The organism is Actinocrinis sp., from assembly GCF_035938995.1.
GTDB lineage: Bacteria > Actinomycetota > Actinomycetes > Streptomycetales > Catenulisporaceae > DASZGI01.
On the sequence record NZ_DASZGI010000139.1, the window covers coordinates 52918 to 75653 of the forward strand.

Sequence of the window (22736 nt, forward strand, 5' to 3'; positions counted from 1 at the left end):
AAAGGGTACCGACCCGCAGGGCGTTACCGATTACCGTGGTGGCGGATCGTCCGAACGACGGACGCGAGCCACCGGGAGTGGTGCCGTGACAACCCTCGACGTACGCGTGGTGCGCGTTTTCGCCGACGCCTACGGTGCCTTCGGCAACCCGCTCGGGGTCGTCTTCGATGCGGCGCACCTCCCGTCCGAGGTGGGCACGCAGCTCACCGCGCAACTCGGGTTCAGCGAGACGGTGTTCGTGGACGACCTGGCCGCCCGAACAATCCGGATCTTCACCCCGGTCCGGGAGCTGCGGCTGGCCGGGCATCCGGTCGTGGGCACCGCGTGGGTTCTGGCGCGGGAACTCGGCCGACCGCCTGAGGTGCTGCGGCCCCGGTTGGCGGACGAGGTAGCCGTCTGGGAGCGCGACTCGCTGACGTGGGCGCGCTGCTCGGTGGCCGACGCGCAGCAGTGGGATCTGGTGCGGCTGGAAAGCCCGGCTGCGGTGGAGGCGCTGCCGGTGCCGCCGGGGCCCGGTATCGAGCTCACCAGTTCTGGTCGTGGATCGACGAACCGGCCGGGGTGGTGCGAGCCCGCAACTTCGCCCCCGCGTTCGGGGTGCCGGAGGACGAGGCGACCGGCTCAGCGGCCGTACACCTGGCGCAGTTTCACGGACGGCCGATCACCATCCGTCAGGGGCGCGGCTCGGTGATCACCGCGCGGCCGGCCGAACAGACCGGATGGTCGGAGATCGGTGGCCGCGTCGTAGCAGACGGGCAGCGGTCCGTCACGCTGGCTGCCTGACGCGCCTTCCAGGGAGCGCGGTTAGGCTGATCTCGCGCACTCCGACGCATAAGGACGGCAGCCGTGGTCGAACTCAAGACACCCTCCGAGATACAGGCCATGCGCGCAGCCGGCCGGGTCGTGGCGCGCGCGCTGGCGGCAGTGCGCGCACGGGCGGCCGTCGGCGTGTCGCTGTCCGAACTAGACGAGGTGGCGCGCGAGGTGCTGCGCGACGCGGGCGCGAGCTCGCCGTTCCTCAACTACCAGCCCCGCTTCGCATCCGTGCCGTTCCCAGCGGTGATCTGCGCCTCGGTCAACGACGCCGCGCTGCACGGCATCCCGACCGAGTATCAGCTCGCCGACGGCGACCTGCTCAGCGTGGACTTCGGCGCGACCCTCGACGGCTGGACCGGCGACGCCGCGATCTCGTTCTGCGTGGGCCAGGCCGATCCGGCGGACGTAAAGCTGATCTCGACGGCGCAGGACGCGCTGCGCGCCGGAATAGCCGCGGCCCAACCGGGAGCGAAGGTCGGGGACGTCTCGGCGGCGATCGGCGCGGTCGGGCGGGCCGGCGGCTACGGGCTCAACACCGACTTCGGCGGCCACGGCGTCGGCCACACCATGCACGAGGACCCGTCGGTGCCGAACGAGGGGCGGCCCGGGCGCGGCCTGACGCTGCGGCCCGGCCTGGTGATCGCGATCGAACCCTGGTTCATGGCCGGCGGCGACGACCGGTACCGGGTCGATCCCGACGGCTGGACCCTGCGCTCCGCCGACGGCAGCCGAGCCGCGCACGTCGAGCACACGGTCGCGGTCACCGCCGACGGTCCGCTGGTCCTCACTGAGCTATAAGACACAGGACTGAGCTATAGACACCGGGCCGTAAAGCACCGAACCCTGACGCCGCTCAGCTCGCCGCCTCGAACGCGCGCCCGGCGGCGGTCGCGACCGGGCCGCTGCGGAACAGGCCGCTGCTGGCGGCGGTGTCCGAGGCGGGCAGGGCGAACCAGGCGTAGCGCTGCATGTACGACAGGCTGCTGAGCATCTGCGTCGACGCGGTGACGAACGCGGCCTGCTGCTGGTCGGTCGGGAAGGCCGGGGCCCCGTGCGAGAAGTCGATCAGCGCGTATTCGGTCAGCCAGATCGGCAGGTGGTAGCGGTTGTAAACGGCCTGGATGTAGGACTCGAGCTGGCTGACCGCGTCCGAGGTGACAAAGTCCGAGCCGTACCAGTGCAGGCAGATGAAGTCGACCCGGTAACCGCGCGCCTTAGCCCCGCTCATGAACTGGTCGAGCCAGCCGCCCGGGGTGGCCGCGCCGGTGGCGACCGCGGGGCTGCCCAGGGTGTCGCCGGTGGACATGAGTTGCGGCCAGAGTGAAAGGGCCTGACTCACCGACATGTTCGACTGCGACGCCATGTCGGGCTCGTTGAAGCCCAGCAGATCCGGACCCTCGCTCTTGGCTTGAGCGAGGGCGGAGGCAGTCACCGAACCCGGACCCCAGATCATCGGGACGAACGTGGAGGCTCCGGAGATCCCGGAGTGCTGCGTGGACCAGGTGTAGTACCACCCGGCCCCCGACTCAGAAAGCGCGGCGTCGACACCGTTGAAGGTCCACACGCCCACGCCCTTCCTCGTCGACGAGACCTGCTTCACCACGGGCGCGGCAGGCACGGAGGACGGCGAGGCGGAGTGCGACGGCGAAGGTGACGGAGTCGGAGTCGGAGTCGGAGATGCCGACGGCGACGCCGACGGACTCGCGTCGGGGCGCGGCGTCGCAACCGCAGCGGAGGGCGCCGCGGGTGTGGACTGCCGCACCGCGACGAATGCGCCGACGGCTGCCACGACGACGGCCGTGGACACCGAAACCGGGACCAGTCCGCCGTGCGCGAGATGCGCGAACAGTCCGCGGGGCCGCGCGCGGGAGACCGCCCGCGCCTGCTGCGCGCCGTTCAGTCCTTTGCTATGGACAGCAGTACCGTTCACCGCGGTGCCGTTCAGTCCCGACGGAGAGGACATAGCCGCGTGCCTGCCCAACGCGGTCCAGCGCTGCGCCATGTCGGCGGGCAGCGGCAGGAAAGGCAGAGCCCGTACGACGCGCTCGACCGGCAGCAGGTCGCCGACCACCTTCCAGCAGGTGCCGCACTCGCGCACATGTCGGGCAACCCGCTTGCGCCACAGCGGACTCGGCGTCCCGTTCCAGCTCACGGTGATCTCGCGCAGCTCGTGGCAGCCGGGCTCCGCTTTCATGGCCCTGACGACCATGCAGGAGATCTGCATCTGCTCCTTCATCCGCAGCACCCGCACGGCGGTGTGCCGGCCGGAGATCCCAAGTGCCGCGGCCACGTCGGCCCGGTCCAGCTCGCCGATCTCCTCCAGCCACCACAAGGCGAGCAAGGCGCGGTCGTCCGGGTCGAGCCACCGCGCGGCCTGCTCGACCACGCGCCGCCGCGCCGTAGTGTGCAGCGCGCTCATCCCTGCCGCGACGAAGTCCGCGTCGGGGTCGGCCGGCTCGCGGGTGGTGTCCAGGACCGTGGTGCGGCTGCGGGCTTTGCGGCGGTCCTGCTCGAGGTCGCGCACCTGGCGCACGGCGATCGCGACGAGCCAGGACCGGAATGCCTCCGGGTCGCGCAGTTCGCTCAAGCCCCGCACGACGCGCAGCAGGGTCTCCTGCACCACGTCGTCGACGTCGGCGTGGCCGTCCAGGGCGCGCCCCACGATGTTGTAGACGAGCGGGAGGGCGCCCGCGACCAGGGTCTCGAGCGCCTGCGCGTCTCCGTCGCGCGCGGCGATGACCATCCGTGGGTCGGGGGCGCGGCGGCCTGCGGTGCTCATGCGGTCCCACTCTCGTCGGTTTCGGTTGTCCGGGCGTACACGGAGACGCCGGGTGGCGGCCCGGATTACAGAAATCCGGCGCGATCGTCGCACGGATTTCCGTAATCCGGCGCCCCCGGCGCCGTCTCCGGGACACCAAGGCAGAACTCGAACCAGCCGGAAAGGTGAAAATGGGACGAGGCAGACGCACTGCGCGGCAGGCGCACGGATTCGCGCGCTTCACGCGAACACGAGCCGCAGCGTTGATCGGCCTGATAGTCATCGCATTCGTGGCGGTCTGGATGCTGTACGAACCCGGCGACGCGAAGAGCACGAGCGCCGCTGTCTCCACCCCCGCATCGGCTTCGGCATCGCCAACCCCGCCGCCGTCCGCCTCACCGTCAGCGTCCACTTCGCCATCAGCCTCGCCTTCGCCAAGCGCGGCTTCGCCCAGCAAAACTCAGACTGCGCCGAGCACCACACCACCAGTCGCGGCCGGCCAGCGCCTCTTCACCATTGTCAACACCCTGAGTCAGACTGTCTGGGTCGCGGCAAACCAGAACTCGCAGCATCCGCTGCCGACGACCGGCTGGGTCCTGGCCCCGGGCGCCAGCGTCGCGTTCGCCGTTCCGGACGGTTGGGGCGGGCGGATCTGGGGCCGGACCGGATGCTCATTCGACGCGTCCGGCGCGGGCACCTGCCAGACGGGCGACTGCGGCGGCCGGTTCCAGTGCACCGGGAGCGGCGCCATCCCGGCCACCCTGGCCGAGATCAACCTGAACGCCTGGGACGGCATGGACTTCTACGACGTGAGCATGGTCGACGGCTCGAACCTGCCCATGTTCATCAACATCTCGCACACCGCGACGCGCGATCCGCTCAGCCCGACCGGCTGCTCTTCCGGCGGCTGCACGAAGCCGGTGGCGTGCCCCGGAGCGATGCAGGTAACGGCGGGCGGCGCGGTGGTCGCGTGCCGGACGGCGTGCGCGGCGTTCAACACGGACGCCTACTGCTGCCGCGGAGCGTGGGCCGGGCGGGCGAACTGCGTGCCGTCGAGGTGGCCGGTCGACTACGCGGCGGTGTTCAAGAGCGCCGAGCCGTACGCATATTCGTACGCTTATGACGACTCTGCGACGATGGCGTGCCGCGGTGAATGCGACTATCGCATCACATTCGGGCTGAGTCCATGAAATATGTGCCGTGGGGCGATTGACGATCCACCGCACGCGCTATTAAGGTTCGCCTTGTGAATAGGAGTATGCGGACTGAAGCTGACTTCGTAGACCCGGCGCGGTGCCGGGCCGTCGGCGCCGCCCGCAGCGCCTGATGCCGGCGCCGTTGGCGACCGCCAGGCGCCGCCGCGCCGTCGTGTGCAGCGCACCCTCCACTCCTCTCTAAACCTTATCCAGGGCGGCCGCCGCCACCTGCGTCGCGCGTTGCCTCGCCGCCCCACCCTCTTTCTCAGCGCGTTGAATCGACGCTGGCGCCCTTGACCGCGCCGCGTTCCGCGCTGCATACGCGTATTCATCGGAACGAACTCATTCACGCATTTCGACGCCCGGCATTTCCCGCCGCCCGCCGTTAATGCCGCCGTTTATGCAACGTGCCCGGAAAGTGAGGCGGCCGTGGATTTCGCGCGCCCCGACGTTCTGCTCGCCCTCGCCACCGACCTCGCCGCCGAGCCGGGCCTTGCCGGACGGCTGCCCGCGTCGCCCGACCACCGGGCGTGGCTGCGCCTGGACACCAGAACCGGCACCGCGGCGTGGCTCATCGCCTGGCCGCCCGGCGCCGGCACCGCGTGGCACGACCACGGCGGGGCCGCCGGTGCGATGGTCGCGCTCGCGGGCACCCTGACCGAGCGTTCGATTGAAGCTCCGGCACGGCACCCGGCCGGCGAACCGCTCCCGCTGCCCGGCGGCACCGGACGGGTTCGGGCGCTGGCCGCCGAGCGCGGACGCGCCTTCACCGGGCGGCACATCCACGAGGTGGCCAACGAGGGCTCGGTCACGGCCTACTCGGTGCACGTATACGCGCCTGACCTGGCGTTGATGCGCCATTACGTGGCGGTCGGCGAGACTCTCCGGCTCATCGGATCGGAGACCGACCGCGACTGGTAGCGCCGCGATCGCCAAGACCGCCACGGCATACCAGACATAGGCGTCGCCGACGACCACCTGCCACCAGACCACGCGAGTTCGAGGTTGCCGCCGTGCGGGAGCAGCCACTGCGGGCCGATCGCGAACATGAGGTATCCGACGCCGGCAGCTACAGCCGCGGCCCGGGCTCTAGCCCTGAAACCGAAGGCGAGCAGCAGGAGGCCGGGCGCCGCCCACACCCAGTGGTGGGTCCACGAGATCGGCGAGATCAGCAGTTCCGCGATGGCCGTGAGCAGCAACGCCGTCATCGCGCCGACCGGGCCGCTGAGCCGCCTGGCCGCATACAGGACCGCGAGCGCGACCGCCCCGGCGAGCACGAACCACGCCGCGTCGAGCGTCGGCCCGGTCATGCCGATGCGCGCGAGCACGCCGCGGACCGATTGGTTGGACGCGTAGGCGGCCGCGCCGATCCGGTCGGTCTGGAAGACGACGCGGGTCCAATAGGAGATCGAGTCGCGGGGGGGCGGCGAGGAAGCCGAGCAGGGTGAAGGCGAGGAACGCGGCGGCGGCCATCGCCGCGTCACGGTACTGCCGGCGCGCCAGATAGTAGAGGAAGTACGCGGCCGGAGTCAGCTTGATCGCTGCCGCGAAGCCGATCAGCGAACCGCGCGCCCGCACGCCGCCGATGCGCAGCCCCGGACCGAGGGTGTCGAACGCGACCAGCGCCATGAGTGGGATGTCGATCTGCCCGTCGACCAGCGCGACCCGCACCGGGTCGAGCACGACCGCGGCCGGCACCACGGCGGCGGCGAGCCAGCTCGCGCCGAGCCCCGCCGAGGCGACCGGTCTGGTCAGTCGCCGCAGGAACAGCCGCAGGACGCCATAGAGCAGCACCACGTTCAACGCCGTCACCGCGAGCCCCGCCGCCCCCACCGGCAGCCAGGCGACCGGAACGGCCGCAACCGCCGCCAGCGGCGGATAGGTGAACGGCAGCATCTAGCCGTGCCCGGTCGGGGGCAGCGCGCCGTAAAGCGACTTGCCGTCCAGCCACGCGCGCGCACCGATTCGATATACCTGCAGATCGATGTGGTAGGCGCCGAACCGGATTCCACGGCTGCCATAAGAGAACAGGAACACGGCCACCGCGAGCAGATCGGCGGCGATCACGGTGGTCTTCAACGCCTTCAGCGAGCCCGCGATCAGCGTGGCCGAGCCGGTCCGACGCGTGGGTATGGCGACGACGGACATCATCAACCCCTCGATCTGAAGTTGACGGCACGGCGCCGGATATCGGGGCAGGTCTGGGTGCTGTGGCTGCTGGTCACCGCGCCGGGCAAGGCAGCGCCGATGAACGAGCTGTCGCGGGTGCTCAGCTTCTCCACCGCAGGCACCACGAAGCTGGTCGACCGGATGACCGGGCTCGGGCTGCTCGAGCGGCGCACCCACGCCTCGGACCGCCGCGTCACCCTTGCGGCGCTCACGCCGGCGGGCGCGGAAACGGCGGTGCGCATCTCCCGGCTGGTGGCGAGCGCGCTGCGCAAGCGCGTGGTCGAACAGATCGGCGACGAGGCCTTCGAGACCTTGGTGCGCACGATCGGCGCGATCACGCCAGAGCACGCCAAGAAATGGCGGGCGCCGGAGAACTGCTGAGCGCGCCTGTAGCTCTAGCCGTCCGTAGCTCTAATCGTCCGTGAGTACCCGGCGCGGATCACGTATCAAGGACACAGTCATCAGCGCGGCCGCGGCGCGGCGGCTGCGAGGTCGCCCCATCGCCGCACGCGGCACCTCACGCACCATGAGCGCCGCCCAGTAGGCCACCGCGGCGAGCAATCCGCGACGCCGACAGTAGAACCGCAGCTTGTTCAGGGTGACCAGGGTCCACAGGCGCGGCGACACCTCCGACTCCCCGCCGAGGTGAACCACGGCGGCATCGGGGGCGAGCATGGTGGCGAAGCCGAGATCGCGGGCCCGCAGGGAGAACTCGGTCTCCTCGGAGTAGAGCAGGAACGACTCGTCCCACGCGCCGCACCGTTCGAGGCAGGACCCGGTGATGAACATCGCGGCGCCGGTCGCCCAATCCGCCGTGGTGCGTGCGGTGTACGCAGCCTCGTCCAAGACCAGCTCGCCGAGCCGTGGGAAGCGACCGGCCCGCGCCCCGAGCAGCGCCTCGCCTAGAGCGCGCAGCACAGTCGGCTCCCGGCGCAGCGAGTACGCAGGGTTCCCGTTGTCGTCGTACATACGCGGGACCACGATCCCGACATCCGGACGCTCGGCCGCCAGGGCGGCCATGCGGCGCGCGCAGCCGGGCCGCAGACGCAGATCCGGGTTGAGGATCAGCGCCGCCCGGTGCGGGTCCGCCTTCGCCAGCGCCGCGTTGATCCCACCCGCGTAGCCGGCGTTGTAACCGGTTTGCACAACGACGCTCGAGGCGTCGGGATGCGCCGCGGCCCATCGTTCGACCACTGCGACGGTCTCGTCCCGCGAGGCGTTGTCGGCGACGACGAGCTGCCAGCTCAAGCCCTCCATGCCGGAAGCGAGCGAGGCGAGGAAGTCCTCGATGACACGTTCGCTGTTATACGTGACCGTAACTACGGCGACGTCTACACTGGCGTACGACATTCTCCCCCTTTCGCCACCTCGTTCGAGGTGGTCAGGGGCGGGTTCACGTCTGCCTCCGCCCCAGGTCGGCAGTATCGGGGCGCAGACGGCGTCGTGTCCATGCCCTATCGGGAAGCTCGGCCGCACGGACGCGTGCGCCCCGGCGCACGGGTGTCAGAACCGTGCGCCGTGTGTGCGGTGCGCGTTCGAGCCAATTTTTCGCAAAGCCTTCCGGCTCACGATCCGTCCGCTATGTTGTGCACACAGTGAAGGCCGCGAGACAGGCGGTGAGATTTCCGCCGCATTCGTCCGCGTTGAAGAGGTGGGGTTCGAGCACTTAATCCTTGAGTGAGCTGTCTATACGACCGTGCAACCACGGTGCGGCCTGAGGGGGGATCGCCAGTGGCAGTCGTCAACGTGTTAACTTCTGAGCGAAGGTCGAGGGCGGACGCCGGTTCAGCCGGTGACCGCCGAGCGTGCTATTACCTCTGTTTTCTGATCCTCGCGGACGCGTCCGCGGCGCTCGCCGCGGGAATCCTGGCGCATCTCTGGCACGGCGGGGGAAGCGACGCGGGCGGTCTGAGCTCCGCCGCGACCCGCCTCGCCGTGCTTCTCATGCCGCCCGCGTGGGTCACGGCCCTGTGGCTGCGCCGGGCCTACGAGGCGCGTTACGAATCGATGGGCCACGAGAACCGTCGCAGGATCCTGCGTGCGGCCGGGATCCTCGCGGTGCCGCTCGCGGTCGCCGCCTTCCTGGTGGACAGCACCGCGCTGTTCCGTCAGGCGCTCGTCGCGATCCCGCTCGTCGCGCTGTTGACCCCGGTCAGCCGGCACATCGCCGGCCTGCGCGTCTGCGGCGAGCACGAGGGGCAGCACGGCTGGCGCCGCGCGCTGCTGGTCGGACACCCGTCTCCGGTCGCCGACTTCCTGCGGGTGGTGCGTCGCGGCGGCGACCAGGACCCGGCCGGCCTGACCATCGTCGGGGCCTGCGTCCCCGGCCCGGTCGAGCCCGCGGAGGAGGACACCTTCCCGCTGCCGATCCTCGGAGCGCTCGGCGCGGTGCCCGAAGCGGCCCGCGCGGCGAAGTGCGACGTGGTGGTGATCCTGGCCTGCCCCGAACTGGACACTCCGACGCTGCGCACGCTGACCTGGCGGCTGCGGGACGAGCGGGTCGATCTGGCTTTCGCCCCGCTGCCGTCCGCGGTGTCGTCCGAGCGGATCGTCCTGGGCGAGTTCGGCGGCCTGCCGCTGATGCACATCAGGGCGCCGATACGCAGTCGGCCGCTGCAGGCGGTCAAGGGTGCGTTCGACCGGCTTGTCGCGGCCCTGATTCTCCTGGCACTCGCCCCGGTGCTGCTGACGCTCGCCGCGTTGGTGCGCGCGACCAGCCCCGGCCCGGCGTTCTTCCGCCAGGTGCGGGTCGGCATCGGCGGCCGGGAGTTCACCTGCCTGAAGTTCCGCACGATGGTCGCCGACGCGGAGCGGATGCAGGCCCAGCTGGCACACCTGAACGAGAAGCGCGACGGCGTGCTGTTCAAGATCAGCAACGATCCACGGGTCACCCGGATCGGCGCGGTGCTGCGCAAGTACTCGCTCGACGAGCTGCCTCAGCTGATCAACGTGCTGACCGGCTCGATGTCGCTGGTCGGACCGCGCCCGCCGCTGCCCGGCGAGGTGGCGCGGTACAGCGAGGAGATGCGCGGACGGCTCGCGGTCAAACCGGGCCTGACCGGGCTGTGGCAGGTCAGCGGACGGTCCACGCTTTCGTGGCCGGAGTCGGTCCGGCTGGACCTGAGCTATGTGGAGAACTGGTCGCCGCGGTTGGACGCCGAGATCCTCGGCCGCACCGCGACCGCGGTCGTGCGCGGGACCGGCGTCTGATTCACGTCCGCCGTCGCGGCGGACCGAGGGGGAGAAAACAAATGAAGAAAGCTGATACCGGCGCGCCCTTGGGCGTGGCGGTGGTGGGGGCCGGCTACTGGGGCCCGAACCTGGTGCGCAACTTCCAAGCCTCCGCGTCCTTCCGGCTGCTGTGGTTATGCGACCTCGATGTCGCGCGGGCCCAGCGTGTGCTGGGCGGTTATTCGACCGTGGAGGCCACGGCCGACTACGCACACATACTCGCCGACGACCGCGTCGACGCCGTCGCGATCGCCACACCTGCCGCCACCCACCGCGACCTGGCGCTGGCCGCGCTCGAGGCCGGAAAGCACGTCTTGGTCGAGAAACCGCTCGCGGCGACGTACGCGGACGGCCGCCTGCTCGTCGAGGAGGCCGCGCGGCGCGGGCTGACCCTCATGTGCGACCACACGTACTGCTACACCCCCGCCGTCACAAAGCTCAGAGAGCTGATCCACGACGGGGTGCTCGGCGACGTGCACTTCATCGACTCGGTCCGGATCAACCTCGGCCTGGTGCAGCGGGACATCGACGTGCTCTGGGACCTGGCGCCGCACGACCTGTCGATCCTGGACTCGATCCTGCCCGAGGGCGTGGAGCCGGAAGCGGTCGCGGCGCACGGCGCGGACCCGATCGGCGCCGGCCGCTGCTGCGTCGCGTATCTGACGCTGCGGCTGACCGGCGGCGCGATCGCGCACATCCACGTCAACTGGCTCTCGCCGACGAAGGTGCGCTCGACGATGGTCGGCGGCTCGAAGCGGACCGTGGTCTGGGACGACCTCAATCCGGCACAGCGGGTGGCCGTGTTCGACCGCGGCGTGGATCTCGCCGCGCCGGAGGAACTCGCCGACCAGGCCCGGCAGCAGATGCTGATCTCCTACCGCTCGGGCGACATGACCGCCCCCGCGCTGACCGAGCGCGAAGCACTGTCCGCAGTGGTGGAGGAGTACGCCGCCGCCATACACGCCCGGCGCCCCGCCCTGACCGACGGCCGGGCGGGGCTTCGGGTACTCGACGTCCTCGAAGCCGCCTCCCGCAGCCTCGAGTTCCACGGCGCCGTCGTCGGCTTGAGAGGAGCCCGCTGATCATGGACACCGAGGCAGCGAACAACGTGCCCGCCGATCCGGTCGCCGGAGCCGCGATCCTGGTCACCGGCGGCGCCGGCACGATCGGCTCGAACCTGGTCGACCTGCTGGTGAGCGAGCGGGCCGGGCGGATCACCGTGCTCGACGATTTCACCCGCGGCCGCCGGGAGAATCTGGCTTGGGCGACCGCGCACGGCGACGTGCGCGTGATCGAGGGCGACGTCCGCGACCCCGACACGGTGCGCCGGGCGACCGAAGGCGCGGACCTGGTGTTCCACTTGGCCGCGATCCGCATCACCCAGTGCGCCCAGGAGCCGCGGCTGGCCAACGAAGTGCTCGTGGACGGCACTTTCAACGTGCTCGAAGCAGCCGCCGCGGCGAAGGTCCGCAAGGTGGTGGCGTCGTCGTCCGCGTCTGTGTACGGACTGGCCGAGGACTTCCCGACGACCGAGCGGCACCATCCGTACAACAACGACACCTTCTACGGCGCCGCGAAGGCGTTCAACGAGGGGATGCTGCGCAGCTTCCACGCCATGTACGGGCTCGACTACGTCGCGCTGCGCTACTTCAACGTGTACGGCCCCCGGATGGACGTGCACGGCCTCTACACCGAGGTGCTGATCCGCTGGATGGAGCGGATCGAGGCCGGGCAGCCGCCGCTGATCTTCGGCGACGGGGCGCAGACCATGGACTTCGTGCACGTCGCCGACATCGCCCGGGCGAACGTCGCAGCGGCGCGGTCCCCGCTGACCGACGAGGTGTTCAACGTCGCCAGCGGCGTCGAGACCAGCCTGCGCGAGCTGGCCGCCGGACTGCTCGCCGCGATGGATTCCGATCTGCCGGTGGAGTACGGTCCGCCGCGCGCGGTCAACGGGGTGACCCGGCGGCTCGCGGACACCTCGGCGGCCGAGCTCAAGCTCGGCTTCAAGGCGCGGATCGGCCTGGAGGAGGGCCTGCGCGACCTGGTGCAGTGGTGGCGGGGACAGCAGCAGCACGTGCCGGGTGGTACCGGATGAGCGGCGACGAGCGCATTCCGGTGATGGTGCCGCTGCTCGGCCGGGAGGAGGCGGACGCGGCGGCCGAGGCGGTGCTGTCCGGCTGGGTCGCCCAGGGTCCGCGGGTCGCCCGCTTCGAGCGGGAGTTCGCGGCGTCGATCGGCGCGGCGCACGGCGTCGCGACCAGCTCCTGCACCAGCGCGCTGCACCTGGCGCTGGTGGCCTGCGGGATCGGCGCCAGCGACGAGGTGATCGTGCCCTCGCTGTCCTTCATCGCCACCGCCAACGCGGTGCGGTACGTCGGCGCGGTGCCGGTCTTCGCGGACGTCGACGAACACACGGCTAATCTGACCCCCGACTCCGTAGCGGCAGTCCTGACCCCGCGCACCCGCGCCGTCCTGGCCGTGCACCAAGGTGGCGTGCCCGCGGACGTCGCCGGGCTGCGGGCGCTGTGCTCGATGCTCGGCCTGGCGCTGATCGAGGACGCCGCGTGCGCGGCCGGGTCCACCTACCGCGGCGCACCGGTCGGACGCGGCGCGCAGGTCGCCGCCTGGTCCTTCCACCCGCGCAAACTGATCACCACGGGCGAGGGCGGCATGCTCACCCTCGACGACGAGGACCGCGCGGTCCGGCTGCGGCGGCTGCGCGAGCACGGGATGAGCGTGTCCGCGGCGGACCGTCACGCCACCGCGGGGCCGGTGTTCGAGTCCTACCTCGAGACCGGTTTCAACTATCGGATGACCGACATCCAGGCGGCGGTCGGGCTGGTCCAGCTCGGCCGTCTCGGCGCGCTCGTGCGCCGTCGCAGGGAACTGGCAGCGCGCTACCACGATCTGCTGGCTGACCTGCCCGGGCTGCGCGCGGTGCGCGATCCCGACTATGGCCAGACGAACTACCAGTCCTTCTGGGTGCTGCTCGAGGAGAGCGCGCCCGGCCGCCGCGACGATTTGCTGACCCGGCTCGCCGAGGCGGGCATCTCGGCACGGCGCGGGATCATGGCCGCGCATCTCGAGCCCGCATACGCCGAACACGGGCACGCGCCGCTGCCGGTGACCGAGCGGCTGACCCGCGACTCGCTCATCCTGCCGCTGTTCCACGGGCTGACCGAGGCGCAACAGGACCGCGTCGTGGCGGTGCTGCGCAAGGCGGTGGGCTGACATGGTCATAGAATCCGGCGCCCGCCGCCAAGACCTGGTGATCGTCGGCGCGGGCGGGTTCGCGCGGGAGACCGCTCAGGCGGTCGCGGCCGTCAACGCGCGCGGCAATGCCAACGGCTGGGGCCCGATCTGGCGGCTGCTCGGCTATCTGGACGACGACCCGCTGCTGGCCGGTCGGGTGTTCGACGGAGCGACGGTGCTCGGCGGCACCGACATGCTCGGCGCGCTGCCCGGGGCGCGGGTCGTGGTCTGCGTCGGCAATCCCCGCCACTACTTCGCCCGCGCCGCGCTCGTGCGCCGCCTGGGCTTGCCGGAAGAACGCTATACCACCATCATCCACCCCTCCGCCCAGATCTCCGCCTCCTCGGCGGTCGGTCCGGGATCGGTGATCCTGGCGCAGTGCGTACTCACTGCCTCGGTATCAGTGGGCGCACACGTTGCGGTGATGCCGCACACCGTCCTGACCCACGACACGGTCGTTGGTGACTACGTGACGCTCGCTTCGGGCGTCCGGCTCGGCGGCGGAGCCGTCGCCGGGACCGGGGCGTATCTCGGCGCGGGCGCGCTCATCCGCGAGCGCGTGCACGTCGGCGACTGGTCCACCGTCGGCATGGGCTCGGTGGTGCTGCGCGACGTGCCGCCCGGGCAGGTGTGGGTGGGCAATCCGGCGCGCCGACTGCGGGACGTGGACGTCCCCGAATCCTTCGCTGTCGAAAGGCTGACGACGTGACCCGAATTCCCCTGGTCGACCTGCGGGCCGCGCACACCGAGGTCGCCGCCGAGGTGCGCGCCGGATTCGAGCGGGTGATCGCCGACACCGCGTTCGTGGGCGGCCGGGAGGTCGCCGCCTTCGAGGACGAATACGCGGCGTTCTGCGCCGCCCGGCACTGCGTCGGCGTCGGCAACGGCACCGACGCGTTGGAACTGGCGCTGCGCGCGGTCGGCGCCGGGCCGGGCGCCGAAGTGGTGCTGCCGGCGAACACCTTCATCGCCACGGCCGAGGCCGTCGCCCGCACCGGGGCCCGGCCCGTGCTCGTGGACTGCGATCCCGACGCCTACCTGATTGACGTGCAAGCGGCGCTCGGCGCCGTCGGGACGCACACGAAGGCCGTGGTCCCGGTGCACCTCTACGGGCAGCTCGCGGATACGAAGCGGTTGGCATCCGCGCTGGACGGCTCACCGGTGCGCGTGGTCGAGGACGCCGCACAGAGTCAGGGGGCGACCGTCGGCGAGATCGCGGCGACGAGCTTCTACCCGGGAAAGAATCTGGGTGCTTACGGAGACGCCGGCGCCGTAGTCACCGACGACGCGGAGATCGCCGCGGCAGTGCGCGCGATGGGCAACCACGGGGGGGCGGCCAAGTACAAGCACGACGTCCTCGGCTTCAACAGCCGGCTCGATGGCCTGCAGGCGGCGGTGCTGCGGGCGAAGCTGCCCCGGCTGGCCGCCTGGAACCAGGCGCGCGCCGCCGCTGCTGCCCGGTACGACGAGCTGTTGTCAGGGTTCGAGCAGATCGTACTTCCGGTCACGCTGCCCGGGAACGAGCACGTCTGGCATCTGTATGTAGTCCGCGTCGAATCGCTCGGCGGCGACCCCGCCGCACGCGACGAGGTGGTGGGCAAACTCAATGCCGACGGGATCGGCGCCGGGGTCCACTACCCGATACCGGTTCACTTGACCCCCGCCTTCGCCTCCCTCGGATATAAGGAGGGAGACTTCCCGAACGCGGAAGCGGCGGCGTCGAGGATCCTGTCACTGCCGCTACATCCGCACATCACCGCGGACGAGCAGGAGCAGGTCGTCGAAGCGCTGCGCACTGCGCTGGGCTAAGACCCGGTAGCGCGCGGCGTTGGCTGTCGGCGCCGCGCGCTACCGTCCTGCACCGTGACCGAAACCGATGAACTGCGCGCGACCCGCGATGCGTACGACGCGATGGCCGCGCACTACGCCGAAGTCATCAGCGGCATGTGGCGGGACCGGCCGTTCGACCTCGCGATGTTCGCCGCGTTCGCGGAACTGGTCCGCAAGGCGGGCGGCGGCCCGGTCGCCGACCTCGGCTGCGGCCCGGGCCATCTCACGAAGCACCTGAGCACCCTCGGGCTGGACGCGTTCGGCGTCGACCTCTCCCCCGCGATGATCGAGATCGCCCGCGCCGCATATCCCGACGTCACTTTCGAGGTCGGATCGATGACCGCCCTCGACCTTGACGCCGGCTCACTTAGCGGCGTCCTCGCCCACTACTCCACGATCCACACATCACCGGCGCACCTGCCGCAACTGCTCACCGAGATCCGCCGCGTGCTCGTACCGGGCGGGTATCTGCACCTTGCCTTCCTGGCCGACCGCGGCTCGTCAGAGCTCGGTCAGCCCTATGACCACAAGGTCGCGCTCGCGTACCGCTGGTCGCCCGACCGGCTTTCCCGCCTACTCGACGAGATCGGCTTCAGCGAAGTGGCCCGCCTGCTCGAGGAACCCGCAGCAGACGCCAAGCGCCCCTACCCCGCCGCCCATCTCGTGGTCGTCAGAAGCTGACGACGACTGTCGAGCCCTTACGCACCGAGGTGTTCTTCAGCGGCACCTGGCTGTTGACCGTCGCGTTCGCGTTCCCCGCCGGCGCCGGATGAGCGGAGTCGACCTCCAGCTTGAGCGAGGTCGTGGCCATGACCGCCTGCGCTTCGGACTGGGTCTTGCCGTACAGGTCCGGCACCGCCTCGGTGCCGCTGGCGGCGTCCATCACGTCCTGGTTGTTCTTGGACTGGAAGTAGAAGGTGACCGCGGCCCCGACGCTCGCGGTGAGCCCGCCGATCAGGGTGCTGCGCAACGTCGCGTCGTCCACCGCGAAGGAGAAGGCGCCGAACATCACCAGGCCGAGGACCAGCGCCAGCGAGATCCAGCTGCGCACCACGCTGCCGCCGACGCCCGCAGCTCCAGGTACCGCGGACCTGGCCCAGATCAGGATGACGCCGACCACGAGCATCGCCGCGGCGATGACCACGACGGCGATGAGCGTCTGGTCCCAGGACAGGGTGCCGACCGACCCCGCCGCGGAACTGGTCGAAGGCGTCGGCGTCGCGGTCGCGTCAGCGTGCCACATGGGCTCGTCCCCCCACAGAGAGTGCCAAGAGAGCGTGGATGTCTGCGGACACCTTATTTGCCGAACACCCGCGCGGAGGGATTTTCCGGCAAATGCGTCCGCCGTGAACGCCCGGTTTCCCGGTTCCGGCCTACACGCAGGCGGATGACAGGTAGCGTGGAATGGTCCGCTCGGCGCGTCGCGGAACAGGAGTCTGAGATGACTGATCACGAGGCCGAAATCGTTTCGGGCGCCGTAGTCGACGACAGAGCCTCGGTCGGCCGCGGGACGATCGTGTGGCCGCAGGCAGTCGTACGCGAAGATGCCGTCGTGGGCCGGGAGTGCATCATCGGCCGCGGTGCGTACATCGGCCCAGGGGTCCGGATCGGCGACCGCGTGAAGGTGCAGAACTACGCCTTGGTGTACGAGCCCGCACGTCTGGACGACGGCGCGTTCGTGGGCCCGGCCGTGGTCTTCACCAACGACACGTATCCACGTTCTGTCACGCCCGACGGCAAGCTCAAGCGCGGCGAGGACTGGGACGCGGTCGGCGTGACGCTGCTGGAGGGCGCATCGATCGGCGCACGCGCGGTCTGCGTCGCGCCGGTCATCATCGGCCGGTGGGCCATGGTCGCCGCCGGCGCGGTGGTCAACCGGGACGTGCCCGACTTCGCTCTGGTCGCCGGGGTTCCGGCGCGCTGGATCCGGTGGGTCGGGCGGGCCGGGATGCCGCTGGCGGACGACGGCGGCGGCCATTTCCGCTGTCTGACCACCGGCGCCCGGTACATCGAGCGCGGCGGTCTGCTGACCGAGGCGGACGAAACCTGGCGCGGCGGACCCGGCGCGGGGAGCGCGCCGCGGTCCCATGATCGCCACTGAGGGCGGCCGGTCCGGTCCGGCGCCGACAGCGGTCATCGTCGTGCTCGACCTGCCGGTCCCCGACGACCACCGGGTGTGGGCGCAGGCCGAGGTGCTTCGAGACGACGGCGTCGCGGTGACGGTCGTGTGTCCAGCGTGCCCGGACAGGCCGGGCGGCCGCACCACCATCGACGGCATCAACGTGGTCTACATCCACGCCAACAACCCCGCACGCGCGTCGGCGAAGGCTGCGAAACGTGCACTGCGCCTCACCAACAGTCCGCGCATGGTGCAAGCCTGCAATCCTCCGGACCTGTTGGCCGGGCTGCTGCGCTGGGCGCGCAGGCAAGGATGCACCTCCGTCTACGACCAACACGAAGTGACGCCGGCCCTCGCCAGGGCTCGCTTCGGGCGTTGGCTCTCCGGATACCGCGAACTGCGCACGATCCGGGCCGCCGACGTGGTGATCACGCCGAGCCAGGAGCAGGTCGACCGGTTGCGCGCGCGGTACGGCCGGGAAGCGATCCTGGTGCGCACCGCGGAGGTCGACGACAGCGCCAATCCCGCCGAGCGCAACGGCAGTGCGGCAGGCAAGACAATACTCGGATACCTGGGCCGGATCGGCGAGCACGACGGCCTCGACGAGTTGATCGACGCCGTGTGCGAACTGCGCTGCCGCGGCGCTCGTGGCTTCCGGCTGGAAATCGCCGGGGACGGACCGGCGCTGGCCGCGGTGCGGCGCCAAGCGGACCGCCTCAACGTCAGCGACCTGGTCGCCTTCCACGGTTGGCTCGACCCGCCGGGCGTGAGCAGCTTCCTCGAGCGGATCGACGCGATGGTCGTGCCGGACCCAGACCTCGAATACAACCACTACTGCGCGATGAACAAGGTCACTTACGCGATGGCACGGGGGCTGCCGGTAGTGCTGCGGCCGCTGCGCGAGAACGCCCGGCTCGTCGGCGATTCCCCGTTCCTCGCCGCGGACCTGTCCCCCGGCGCTTTCGCGGACGCCCTCGACGCGTTGCTCCTCGCCTCTCCGGGCGAGCGCTCCGCCGCAGGAGAATGCGGCCGCAAGCGCTACGAGCGCGAATTCGCCTGGGACATCAACGGTCCGCGCTATCTGGTCTCTGTCTCACCCGGGTTGCGCGCTTAGGCCGCGACGGGGACTCGCTCCGCCGCAGAAAGCAGCCGACGAATCTCACGCACCGCCTCGCGTCCGGCGCGGTTGGCGCCGACCGTGCTCGCCGAGGGGCCGTATCCGACGAGGTGCAGCCGTGGTTCGGGCACGACGCGCGTGCCGTCCATGACGATGCCGCCGCCTGGGGCGCGAAGGTGCAGCGGGGCGAGGTGGTCGAGCGCGGCACGCCAGCCGGTGCACCAGAGAATGACGTCAGCGGCGACGAACCGCCCGTCTGCCCACACGACGCCGTCCGGGGTGATGCGGTCGAACATGGGCTGCCGGTCGAGGATTCCGCGCGAGATGGCGGCCCGGATCGCCGGCGTGATCGGCAAGCCGGTGACGCTGACGACGCTGCGCGGGGGCAGTCCTTCGCGCACCCGCCGGTCCACCGCCGCGACGACTTCGCGGCCGTATTCGCGGGTGAACGGCACGTCGCGGAATTCCGGAGGCCGACGGGTGACCCATATGGTCGAGGCCCCCGCCGCATTCAGCTCGCCGAGCAGCTGCACCGCGGTGATTCCGCCGCCGACCACGACGACCCGCTTGCCTGCGAACTCGTCCGCGCCAGGGTACTCGACCGCGTGCAGCTGACGGCCGCGGAAGGTCTCGCGCCCCGGGTAGTACGGCAGGAAGGGCCGGGTCCAGGTTCCGGTCGCGTTGATGACGGCGTGCGCGGCCCACGTCCCGGCGTCGCTCTCGACGAGCAGGCGGTCGTCCGGGCCGTTGCGCACGGCGCGGACCGCGACCGGCCGCTGCACCGGCAGGTCGAATTCCTTCTCGAAGGCGGCGAAGTAGCGCGGCACTGCGACGGCCGCCTCCTCGTCCGGGGAGGGCGGGTCGAAGGCCATCCCGGGCAGGTCGAAGATGCCGTTCACGGTGGCCATGCGCAAGGTGGGCCAGCGGTGCTGCCACGCCCCGCCCGGCGCCGGGTTCGCGTCGAGGACCACGTAGCCCGCGCCCGGCTCGAAGCCGGCCCGGCGCAGGAAGTAGGCACTCGACAGGCCCGCCTGCCCCGCGCCGATCACCGCGACGTCCACCTTCTGGTTGTTCACGTTGCGTTGAACAAGTCGGCGCCGCGCAGTCTTCCGCGCCCCACTGCTATATCCGCTACATCCGAGCAGCGCGACTCTCTAGATACCGCCGTTCTGGGGTACTGGTCGTGCGCCTGGCGGCCGTGAGGTACGCCTCGCGGGCAGCCGCCGAGTCCCCCGCCATCTCAAGCAGGTGTGCACGCACCGCGTCGAGCCGGTGGTGGCTGGCCAGCCGCTCGTCGCCGTCCAGGGTCGCCAGCAGGTCGAGCCCGGCCTTCGGACCGTCTGCCATGCCCACGGCGACGGCCCGGTTGAGGGTGACCATCGGGCCCGGCGCGAACGCATCCAGCAGCCGATACAGCTCCGCGATCTGCCGCCAGTCGGTGTCCTCGGCTCGCTCCGCCTCAGCATGAAGCGCCGCGATCGCGGCTTGGAGCTGGTAGGGGCCGAGCGGCGCACGCGCCAGCGCCGCAGTGATCAGGGCGACACCCTCCTGGATCGAGCGCCGATCCCAGCGGCTGCGGTCCTGCTCGGCGAGCGGCACCAGACCGCCGTCGGGTCCGGTGCGCGCCCGGCTGCGGGCGTCCGTCAGCAGCATCAGCGCGAGCAGGCCGACCACTTCGCCGTCGTCGGGCAGCAGCCGGAGCACCTCGCGGGCCAGCCGGATCGCCTCGCCGGTCAGCTCGCCCCGGCGCAGATCCGCGCCGGACGTCGCCGTGTAGCCCTCGTTGAATATCAGATATAAGACGTGGAGGACCGCGCCGATCCGCTCCACACCGACGTCGAAGCCGCCACCCGCCGCCTTGATCCGCTGCTTCGCCCGGCTGATCCGCTGGGCCATCGTCGTCTCGGGGACCAGAAAGGCGCTCGCGATCTGCGCAGTCGTCAGGCCGCCGACCGCCCGCAGCGTCAGCGCGATCTGCGACGGCGGGGTGAGCGCCGGATGGCAGCAGAGGAACAGCAGCATCAGCGTGTCGTCCTGCTGCGACACGTGAGCCGGGACGCGCGGCTCCGCAGCGGCCGCCGCCTCCTCGCGCCGCCGCCGGGACTCCTCGCTGCGCAGCTGGTCGGTCAGCCGCCGGGACGCCACCGTGATCAGCCAGCCGCGGGGGTTCTCCGGCACGCCCTGCTCCGGCCACTGGACCGCGGCTGCCAGCAGCGCCTCCTGTACCGCGTCCTCGCAGGCGTCGAAGTGCCCGTAGCGGCGCACGAGCGCGCCGAGGACCTGCGGCGCCTGGGCGCGCAGCAGGTCCTCGGTCGGCCCGCCGGTCACATCTCCTCGCCGCCGCCGCCCATCACCGCGCGGACCTCCATGGCCCAGTGGCGGGCGTCCGGCCAGCGGGCGGCGATGTCGATCGCCCGCTGCTCGGTCTCGCAGTCCACGGTGAGGTATCCGGCCAGGTGCTCCTTCGCCTCGATGAACGGGCCGTCGGTCACCGCGGGAACGCCGCCGCGCAGCTTGACGGTCTTCGCCGCCGAAACGTGCGCCAGGCCCTCGCCGCCGACCCACTCGCCGGATTCCTGCAACTCCTGCATCAGGTCTCCGGCCTCGTTCATGATCTTGGTGCGCTCCTCGTCCGGCAGCGCCTCCCAGGCCTGGGTGTTCTGGTAGATGAGCAGCATGTACTTCATGTCGTCGCTCCTCGGCTCCTATGTCGCGACCGGGGCCGGTCGCCTTATTCACTCACAGGTCGGAGCCGAGGGCGCGTTCTCTACATCGGCTGGATTCTCACGAGCCGGGCGTCCAGGAGAGGATCGAGGTGTACGGGGGCTGGATGCCCGCGTTGGAGACGATCGACGCGGGGATCTGGCTGGGGCTGGTGATGTTGGTGTTGTTCTTGATCAGCACGGCCTTGGCGTTGTAGGGAGCCGGGCCGTTGGTCCAGTAGTTGCCCTCGATGTCGAGCGGGTCATACGTGCCGTTGTTGAGCGTGTAGTTGGTGTGCTTGCTGCCCCACACGTCCGCGGCGATGTTGTACTCGGCGTTCCCGGTGACGGTGATGTAGGAGGAGCCGTTGTCGGTGTAGATGCCGTGGCCCTTCGAGCTGACCTGGTCGTGGATCAGGTTGCCGGTGACGTGCTCGCCGCTGCTCAAGGAGCTGCCGGTGATGCCGTTGGTGTAGATCGCGCCGCCGTCGCCGAGGAACGACATGTGATCGAAGATCAGGTTGTCGGAGAAGAGGTTGCCGTGCGAGGCGTTGGGCTCGGCGGGCAGCTTGACCTTGTCCGGCCACCCGCCCCAGCCGACCGAGATGCCGGTGTAGGGCACGTGGTCGATCTGATTGTTGCGGAAGGTGGAGTTCTGCACGTAGCCGACGTCGATCGCGACGCCGCCGTGGTACTCGTCTGACGTGTTGTAGAAGTGGCTGTCGTGGATCGTGACGCCGGTCGTCGCCTCCGCGGCGCTCGGCTCGTTAATGTCCACGCCGCCGATGTCAAGGCCGTTGCCGGAGATGTCGGTGAACACGCAGCCGGCGACCGTCGCGTTCTGCGTTCCGTCGCCCAGGTCCAGGCCGGCGCCGCCGAGGTGGACGAAGTAGTCGCCGGTGAACGCGACGCCCTGGTCGTAACTCAACGAGACATTCGCGGCCATCTTGGTCCAGTTGCCGTAGGGGCAGGTGCCGCCCTTGACGAAGGAGCACAGGCCCTGCGTCGCGTAGCCCGACGTCCCGGTGATCGTGTACGTGGCCTGGATCTCGGAGAAGCCGGTGCCGGTGTCGGCGGTCGTCTCGGTCGCGTATTCGTACTCGATGCCCTGGAAGCTGAGGTCGTGCACGGGCGCGGTCGGGGTCCCATTCGCCGAGAACAGCGTCGTCAGAACCGGCACCTCGACGTCGGCGGTGCTCAGGTTCTCGCCGGAGCGCGGGATGTAGTAGAGGGTGCGCTTCGCGGTGTCGAGGTACCACTGGCCGGGCTTGGTGAGCAGTTCGTAGGCGTTCTCGACGGAGGTGGGCGCCTCGGTGATGGACTGGCGTCCGACGAGTTCGTAGGTGCGGCCGGAGCCGTCGGTGCGCAGAACCCGCTTGGTCGAGTTGTTCCAGCAGGGCTGCGCCATGGTGATGGTCGTGGACGTGATGGACGCGACCGGGCAGCGCGGCTCGGTCCAGGCGCCGAGGCCACCGGTGTATACGAACTCGATGTGGCTCGGGTTGCGCCAGGTCGCCATCGGGTCGCCGGCGGCCGTCGTGTA

23 protein-coding genes and 2 pseudogenes are annotated in these 22736 nt (G+C 70.6%); 15 read left to right on the plus strand and 10 right to left on the minus strand.

Annotated elements, in window-relative coordinates; genetic code table 11:
- Positions 1 to 109: 109 nt before the first annotated feature.
- From VGZ32_RS28670 to map, 3 genes and pseudogenes are all read left to right on the plus strand, one after another.
- Positions 110 to 289: pseudogene (locus VGZ32_RS28670) on the plus strand (PhzF family phenazine biosynthesis protein); the annotation flags it as partial.
- A 308-nt stretch (positions 290 to 597) separates the two neighbouring features.
- Positions 598 to 783 carry a hypothetical protein gene (locus VGZ32_RS28675; protein WP_349263545.1) on the plus strand — a complete coding sequence of 62 codons (186 nt, stop codon included), beginning with the start codon at positions 598 to 600 and terminating at the stop codon, positions 781 to 783.
- Between the two features lie 63 nt (positions 784 to 846).
- On the plus strand, positions 847 to 1614 hold the full coding sequence (map, locus tag VGZ32_RS09425; protein WP_326885514.1) for a type I methionyl aminopeptidase: 768 nt from the start codon (positions 847 to 849) through the stop codon (positions 1612 to 1614).
- A 55-nt stretch (positions 1615 to 1669) separates the two neighbouring features.
- Here map and VGZ32_RS09430 read toward each other — a convergent pair whose 3' ends face one another.
- Positions 1670 to 3595 carry a sigma-70 family RNA polymerase sigma factor gene (locus tag VGZ32_RS09430; RefSeq protein WP_326885515.1) on the minus strand — a complete coding sequence of 642 codons (1926 nt, stop codon included), beginning with the start codon at positions 3593 to 3595 and terminating at the stop codon, positions 1670 to 1672.
- A gap of 242 nt (positions 3596 to 3837) precedes the next feature.
- On the opposite strand from VGZ32_RS09430, the gene VGZ32_RS09435 reads away from it, so the two are divergent.
- Together VGZ32_RS09435 and VGZ32_RS09440 are read left to right on the plus strand one after the other, a co-directional pair.
- Positions 3838 to 4764: a thaumatin family protein gene (locus tag VGZ32_RS09435; protein WP_326885516.1), complete on the plus strand. Its 927-nt coding sequence runs from the start codon at positions 3838 to 3840 to the stop codon at positions 4762 to 4764.
- Between the two features lie 435 nt (positions 4765 to 5199).
- Positions 5200 to 5691, plus strand: coding sequence for a cysteine dioxygenase family protein (locus VGZ32_RS09440; protein ID WP_326885517.1), 492 nt, complete (start codon positions 5200 to 5202; stop codon positions 5689 to 5691).
- Here VGZ32_RS09440 and VGZ32_RS29035 read toward each other — a convergent pair.
- From VGZ32_RS29035 to VGZ32_RS09450, 3 genes and pseudogenes are all read right to left on the minus strand, one after another.
- Entirely contained in the window at positions 5631 to 6254 is a 624-nt protein-coding gene (locus tag VGZ32_RS29035; RefSeq protein WP_414642521.1) for a glycosyltransferase 87 family protein, read from the minus strand. The genes VGZ32_RS09440 and VGZ32_RS29035 overlap by 61 nt on opposite strands.
- Positions 6199 to 6666, minus strand: a pseudogene (locus tag VGZ32_RS29040) (glycosyltransferase family 87 protein); the annotation flags it as partial. The pseudogene VGZ32_RS29040 and the gene VGZ32_RS29035, both read right to left, overlap by 56 nt.
- Positions 6667 to 6921, minus strand: coding sequence for a hypothetical protein (locus VGZ32_RS09450; RefSeq protein ID WP_326885519.1), 255 nt, complete (start codon positions 6919 to 6921; stop codon positions 6667 to 6669).
- Between the two features lie 18 nt (positions 6922 to 6939).
- On the opposite strand from VGZ32_RS09450, the gene VGZ32_RS09455 reads away from it, so the two are divergent.
- Positions 6940 to 7320 carry a MarR family winged helix-turn-helix transcriptional regulator gene (locus tag VGZ32_RS09455; protein ID WP_326885520.1) on the plus strand — a complete coding sequence of 127 codons (381 nt, stop codon included), beginning with the start codon at positions 6940 to 6942 and terminating at the stop codon, positions 7318 to 7320.
- 30 nt (positions 7321 to 7350) lie between these two features.
- On the opposite strand, the gene VGZ32_RS09460 is transcribed toward VGZ32_RS09455, so the two are convergent.
- On the minus strand, positions 7351 to 8289 hold the full coding sequence (locus tag VGZ32_RS09460) for a glycosyltransferase family 2 protein (RefSeq protein ID WP_326885521.1): 939 nt from the start codon (positions 8287 to 8289) through the stop codon (positions 7351 to 7353).
- Positions 8290 to 8685: 396 nt separating this feature from the next.
- On the opposite strand from VGZ32_RS09460, the gene VGZ32_RS09465 reads away from it, so the two are divergent.
- The 7 genes from VGZ32_RS09465 to VGZ32_RS09495 are packed head-to-tail and all read left to right on the plus strand — an operon-like array spanning position 8686 to position 15936.
- Entirely contained in the window at positions 8686 to 10149 is a 1464-nt protein-coding gene (locus VGZ32_RS09465) for a sugar transferase (RefSeq protein ID WP_326885535.1), read from the plus strand.
- A 41-nt stretch (positions 10150 to 10190) separates the two neighbouring features.
- On the plus strand, positions 10191 to 11252 hold the full coding sequence (locus VGZ32_RS09470; protein WP_326885522.1) for a Gfo/Idh/MocA family oxidoreductase: 1062 nt from the start codon (positions 10191 to 10193) through the stop codon (positions 11250 to 11252).
- 2 nt (positions 11253 to 11254) lie between these two features.
- A complete protein-coding gene (locus VGZ32_RS09475) occupies positions 11255 to 12268 on the plus strand; it encodes an NAD-dependent epimerase/dehydratase family protein (RefSeq protein WP_326885523.1) in 1014 nt (337 codons plus the stop codon).
- The gene (locus VGZ32_RS09480; protein WP_326885524.1) at positions 12265 to 13404 is read left to right on the plus strand and encodes a DegT/DnrJ/EryC1/StrS family aminotransferase; all 1140 of its coding nucleotides are present in this window, start codon (positions 12265 to 12267) and stop codon (positions 13402 to 13404) included. Before VGZ32_RS09475 ends, VGZ32_RS09480 begins: the two co-directional genes overlap by 4 nt.
- A 1-nt stretch (position 13405) precedes the next feature.
- Positions 13406 to 14134: an acetyltransferase gene (locus tag VGZ32_RS09485; protein WP_326885525.1), complete on the plus strand. Its 729-nt coding sequence runs from the start codon at positions 13406 to 13408 to the stop codon at positions 14132 to 14134.
- Entirely contained in the window at positions 14131 to 15234 is a 1104-nt protein-coding gene (locus VGZ32_RS09490; protein ID WP_326885526.1) for a DegT/DnrJ/EryC1/StrS family aminotransferase, read from the plus strand. The genes VGZ32_RS09485 and VGZ32_RS09490 overlap by 4 nt, the downstream gene beginning before the upstream one ends.
- 54 nt (positions 15235 to 15288) lie before the next feature.
- Positions 15289 to 15936 carry a class I SAM-dependent methyltransferase gene (locus tag VGZ32_RS09495; protein ID WP_326885527.1) on the plus strand — a complete coding sequence of 216 codons (648 nt, stop codon included), beginning with the start codon at positions 15289 to 15291 and terminating at the stop codon, positions 15934 to 15936.
- Here VGZ32_RS09495 and VGZ32_RS09500 read toward each other — a convergent pair.
- Positions 15926 to 16498 (minus strand): PASTA domain-containing protein, encoded by a 573-nt coding sequence (locus VGZ32_RS09500; protein ID WP_326885528.1) that lies wholly within the window; start codon positions 16496 to 16498, stop codon positions 15926 to 15928. The two genes, VGZ32_RS09495 and VGZ32_RS09500, sit on opposite strands and share 11 nt — an antisense overlap.
- Positions 16499 to 16696: 198 nt before the next feature.
- Between VGZ32_RS09500 and VGZ32_RS09505 the strand changes: the two genes are divergently transcribed.
- The gene (locus tag VGZ32_RS09505; RefSeq protein ID WP_326885529.1) at positions 16697 to 17356 is read left to right on the plus strand and encodes an acyltransferase; all 660 of its coding nucleotides are present in this window, start codon (positions 16697 to 16699) and stop codon (positions 17354 to 17356) included.
- A complete protein-coding gene (locus tag VGZ32_RS09510; RefSeq protein ID WP_326885530.1) occupies positions 17343 to 18488 on the plus strand; it encodes a glycosyltransferase in 1146 nt (381 codons plus the stop codon). The genes VGZ32_RS09505 and VGZ32_RS09510 overlap by 14 nt, the downstream gene beginning before the upstream one ends.
- Here the strand turns inward: VGZ32_RS09510 and VGZ32_RS09515 are convergent.
- The 4 genes from VGZ32_RS09515 to VGZ32_RS09530 form a co-directional block, all read right to left on the minus strand.
- The gene (locus tag VGZ32_RS09515; RefSeq protein WP_326885531.1) at positions 18485 to 19567 is read right to left on the minus strand and encodes an NAD(P)-binding domain-containing protein; all 1083 of its coding nucleotides are present in this window, start codon (positions 19565 to 19567) and stop codon (positions 18485 to 18487) included. The two genes, VGZ32_RS09510 and VGZ32_RS09515, sit on opposite strands and share 4 nt — an antisense overlap.
- Positions 19568 to 19622: 55 nt before the next feature.
- The gene (locus VGZ32_RS09520) at positions 19623 to 20819 is read right to left on the minus strand and encodes an RNA polymerase sigma factor (RefSeq protein ID WP_326885532.1); all 1197 of its coding nucleotides are present in this window, start codon (positions 20817 to 20819) and stop codon (positions 19623 to 19625) included.
- Positions 20816 to 21178: a YciI family protein gene (locus tag VGZ32_RS09525; protein WP_326885533.1), complete on the minus strand. Its 363-nt coding sequence runs from the start codon at positions 21176 to 21178 to the stop codon at positions 20816 to 20818. The genes VGZ32_RS09520 and VGZ32_RS09525 overlap by 4 nt, the downstream gene beginning before the upstream one ends.
- A gap of 97 nt (positions 21179 to 21275) precedes the next feature.
- The coding region (locus tag VGZ32_RS09530; RefSeq protein ID WP_326885534.1) for a right-handed parallel beta-helix repeat-containing protein at positions 21276 to 22736 on the minus strand (1461 nt) is incomplete at its 5' end.

Bases quoted from the DNA above. Each gene is read 5' to 3' on its own strand.
- VGZ32_RS09430 (WP_326885515.1), bottom strand. From the start codon at position 3,595: ATGAGCACCGCAGGCCGCCGCGCCCCCGACCCACGGATGGTCATCGCC.
- VGZ32_RS09450 (WP_326885519.1), bottom strand. From the start codon at position 6,921: ATGATGTCCGTCGTCGCCATACCCACGCGTCGGACCGGCTCGGCCACG.
- VGZ32_RS09460 (WP_326885521.1), bottom strand. From the start codon at position 8,289: ATGTCGTACGCCAGTGTAGACGTCGCCGTAGTTACGGTCACGTATAAC.
- VGZ32_RS09470 (WP_326885522.1), top strand. From the start codon at position 10,191: ATGAAGAAAGCTGATACCGGCGCGCCCTTGGGCGTGGCGGTGGTGGGG.
- VGZ32_RS09475 (WP_326885523.1), top strand. From the start codon at position 11,255: ATGGACACCGAGGCAGCGAACAACGTGCCCGCCGATCCGGTCGCCGGA.
- VGZ32_RS09480 (WP_326885524.1), top strand. From the start codon at position 12,265: ATGAGCGGCGACGAGCGCATTCCGGTGATGGTGCCGCTGCTCGGCCGG.
- VGZ32_RS09485 (WP_326885525.1), top strand. From the start codon at position 13,406: ATGGTCATAGAATCCGGCGCCCGCCGCCAAGACCTGGTGATCGTCGGC.
- VGZ32_RS09500 (WP_326885528.1), bottom strand. From the start codon at position 16,498: ATGTGGCACGCTGACGCGACCGCGACGCCGACGCCTTCGACCAGTTCC.
- VGZ32_RS09505 (WP_326885529.1), top strand. From the start codon at position 16,697: ATGACTGATCACGAGGCCGAAATCGTTTCGGGCGCCGTAGTCGACGAC.
- VGZ32_RS09510 (WP_326885530.1), top strand. From the start codon at position 17,343: ATGATCGCCACTGAGGGCGGCCGGTCCGGTCCGGCGCCGACAGCGGTC.
- VGZ32_RS09525 (WP_326885533.1), bottom strand. From the start codon at position 21,178: ATGAAGTACATGCTGCTCATCTACCAGAACACCCAGGCCTGGGAGGCG.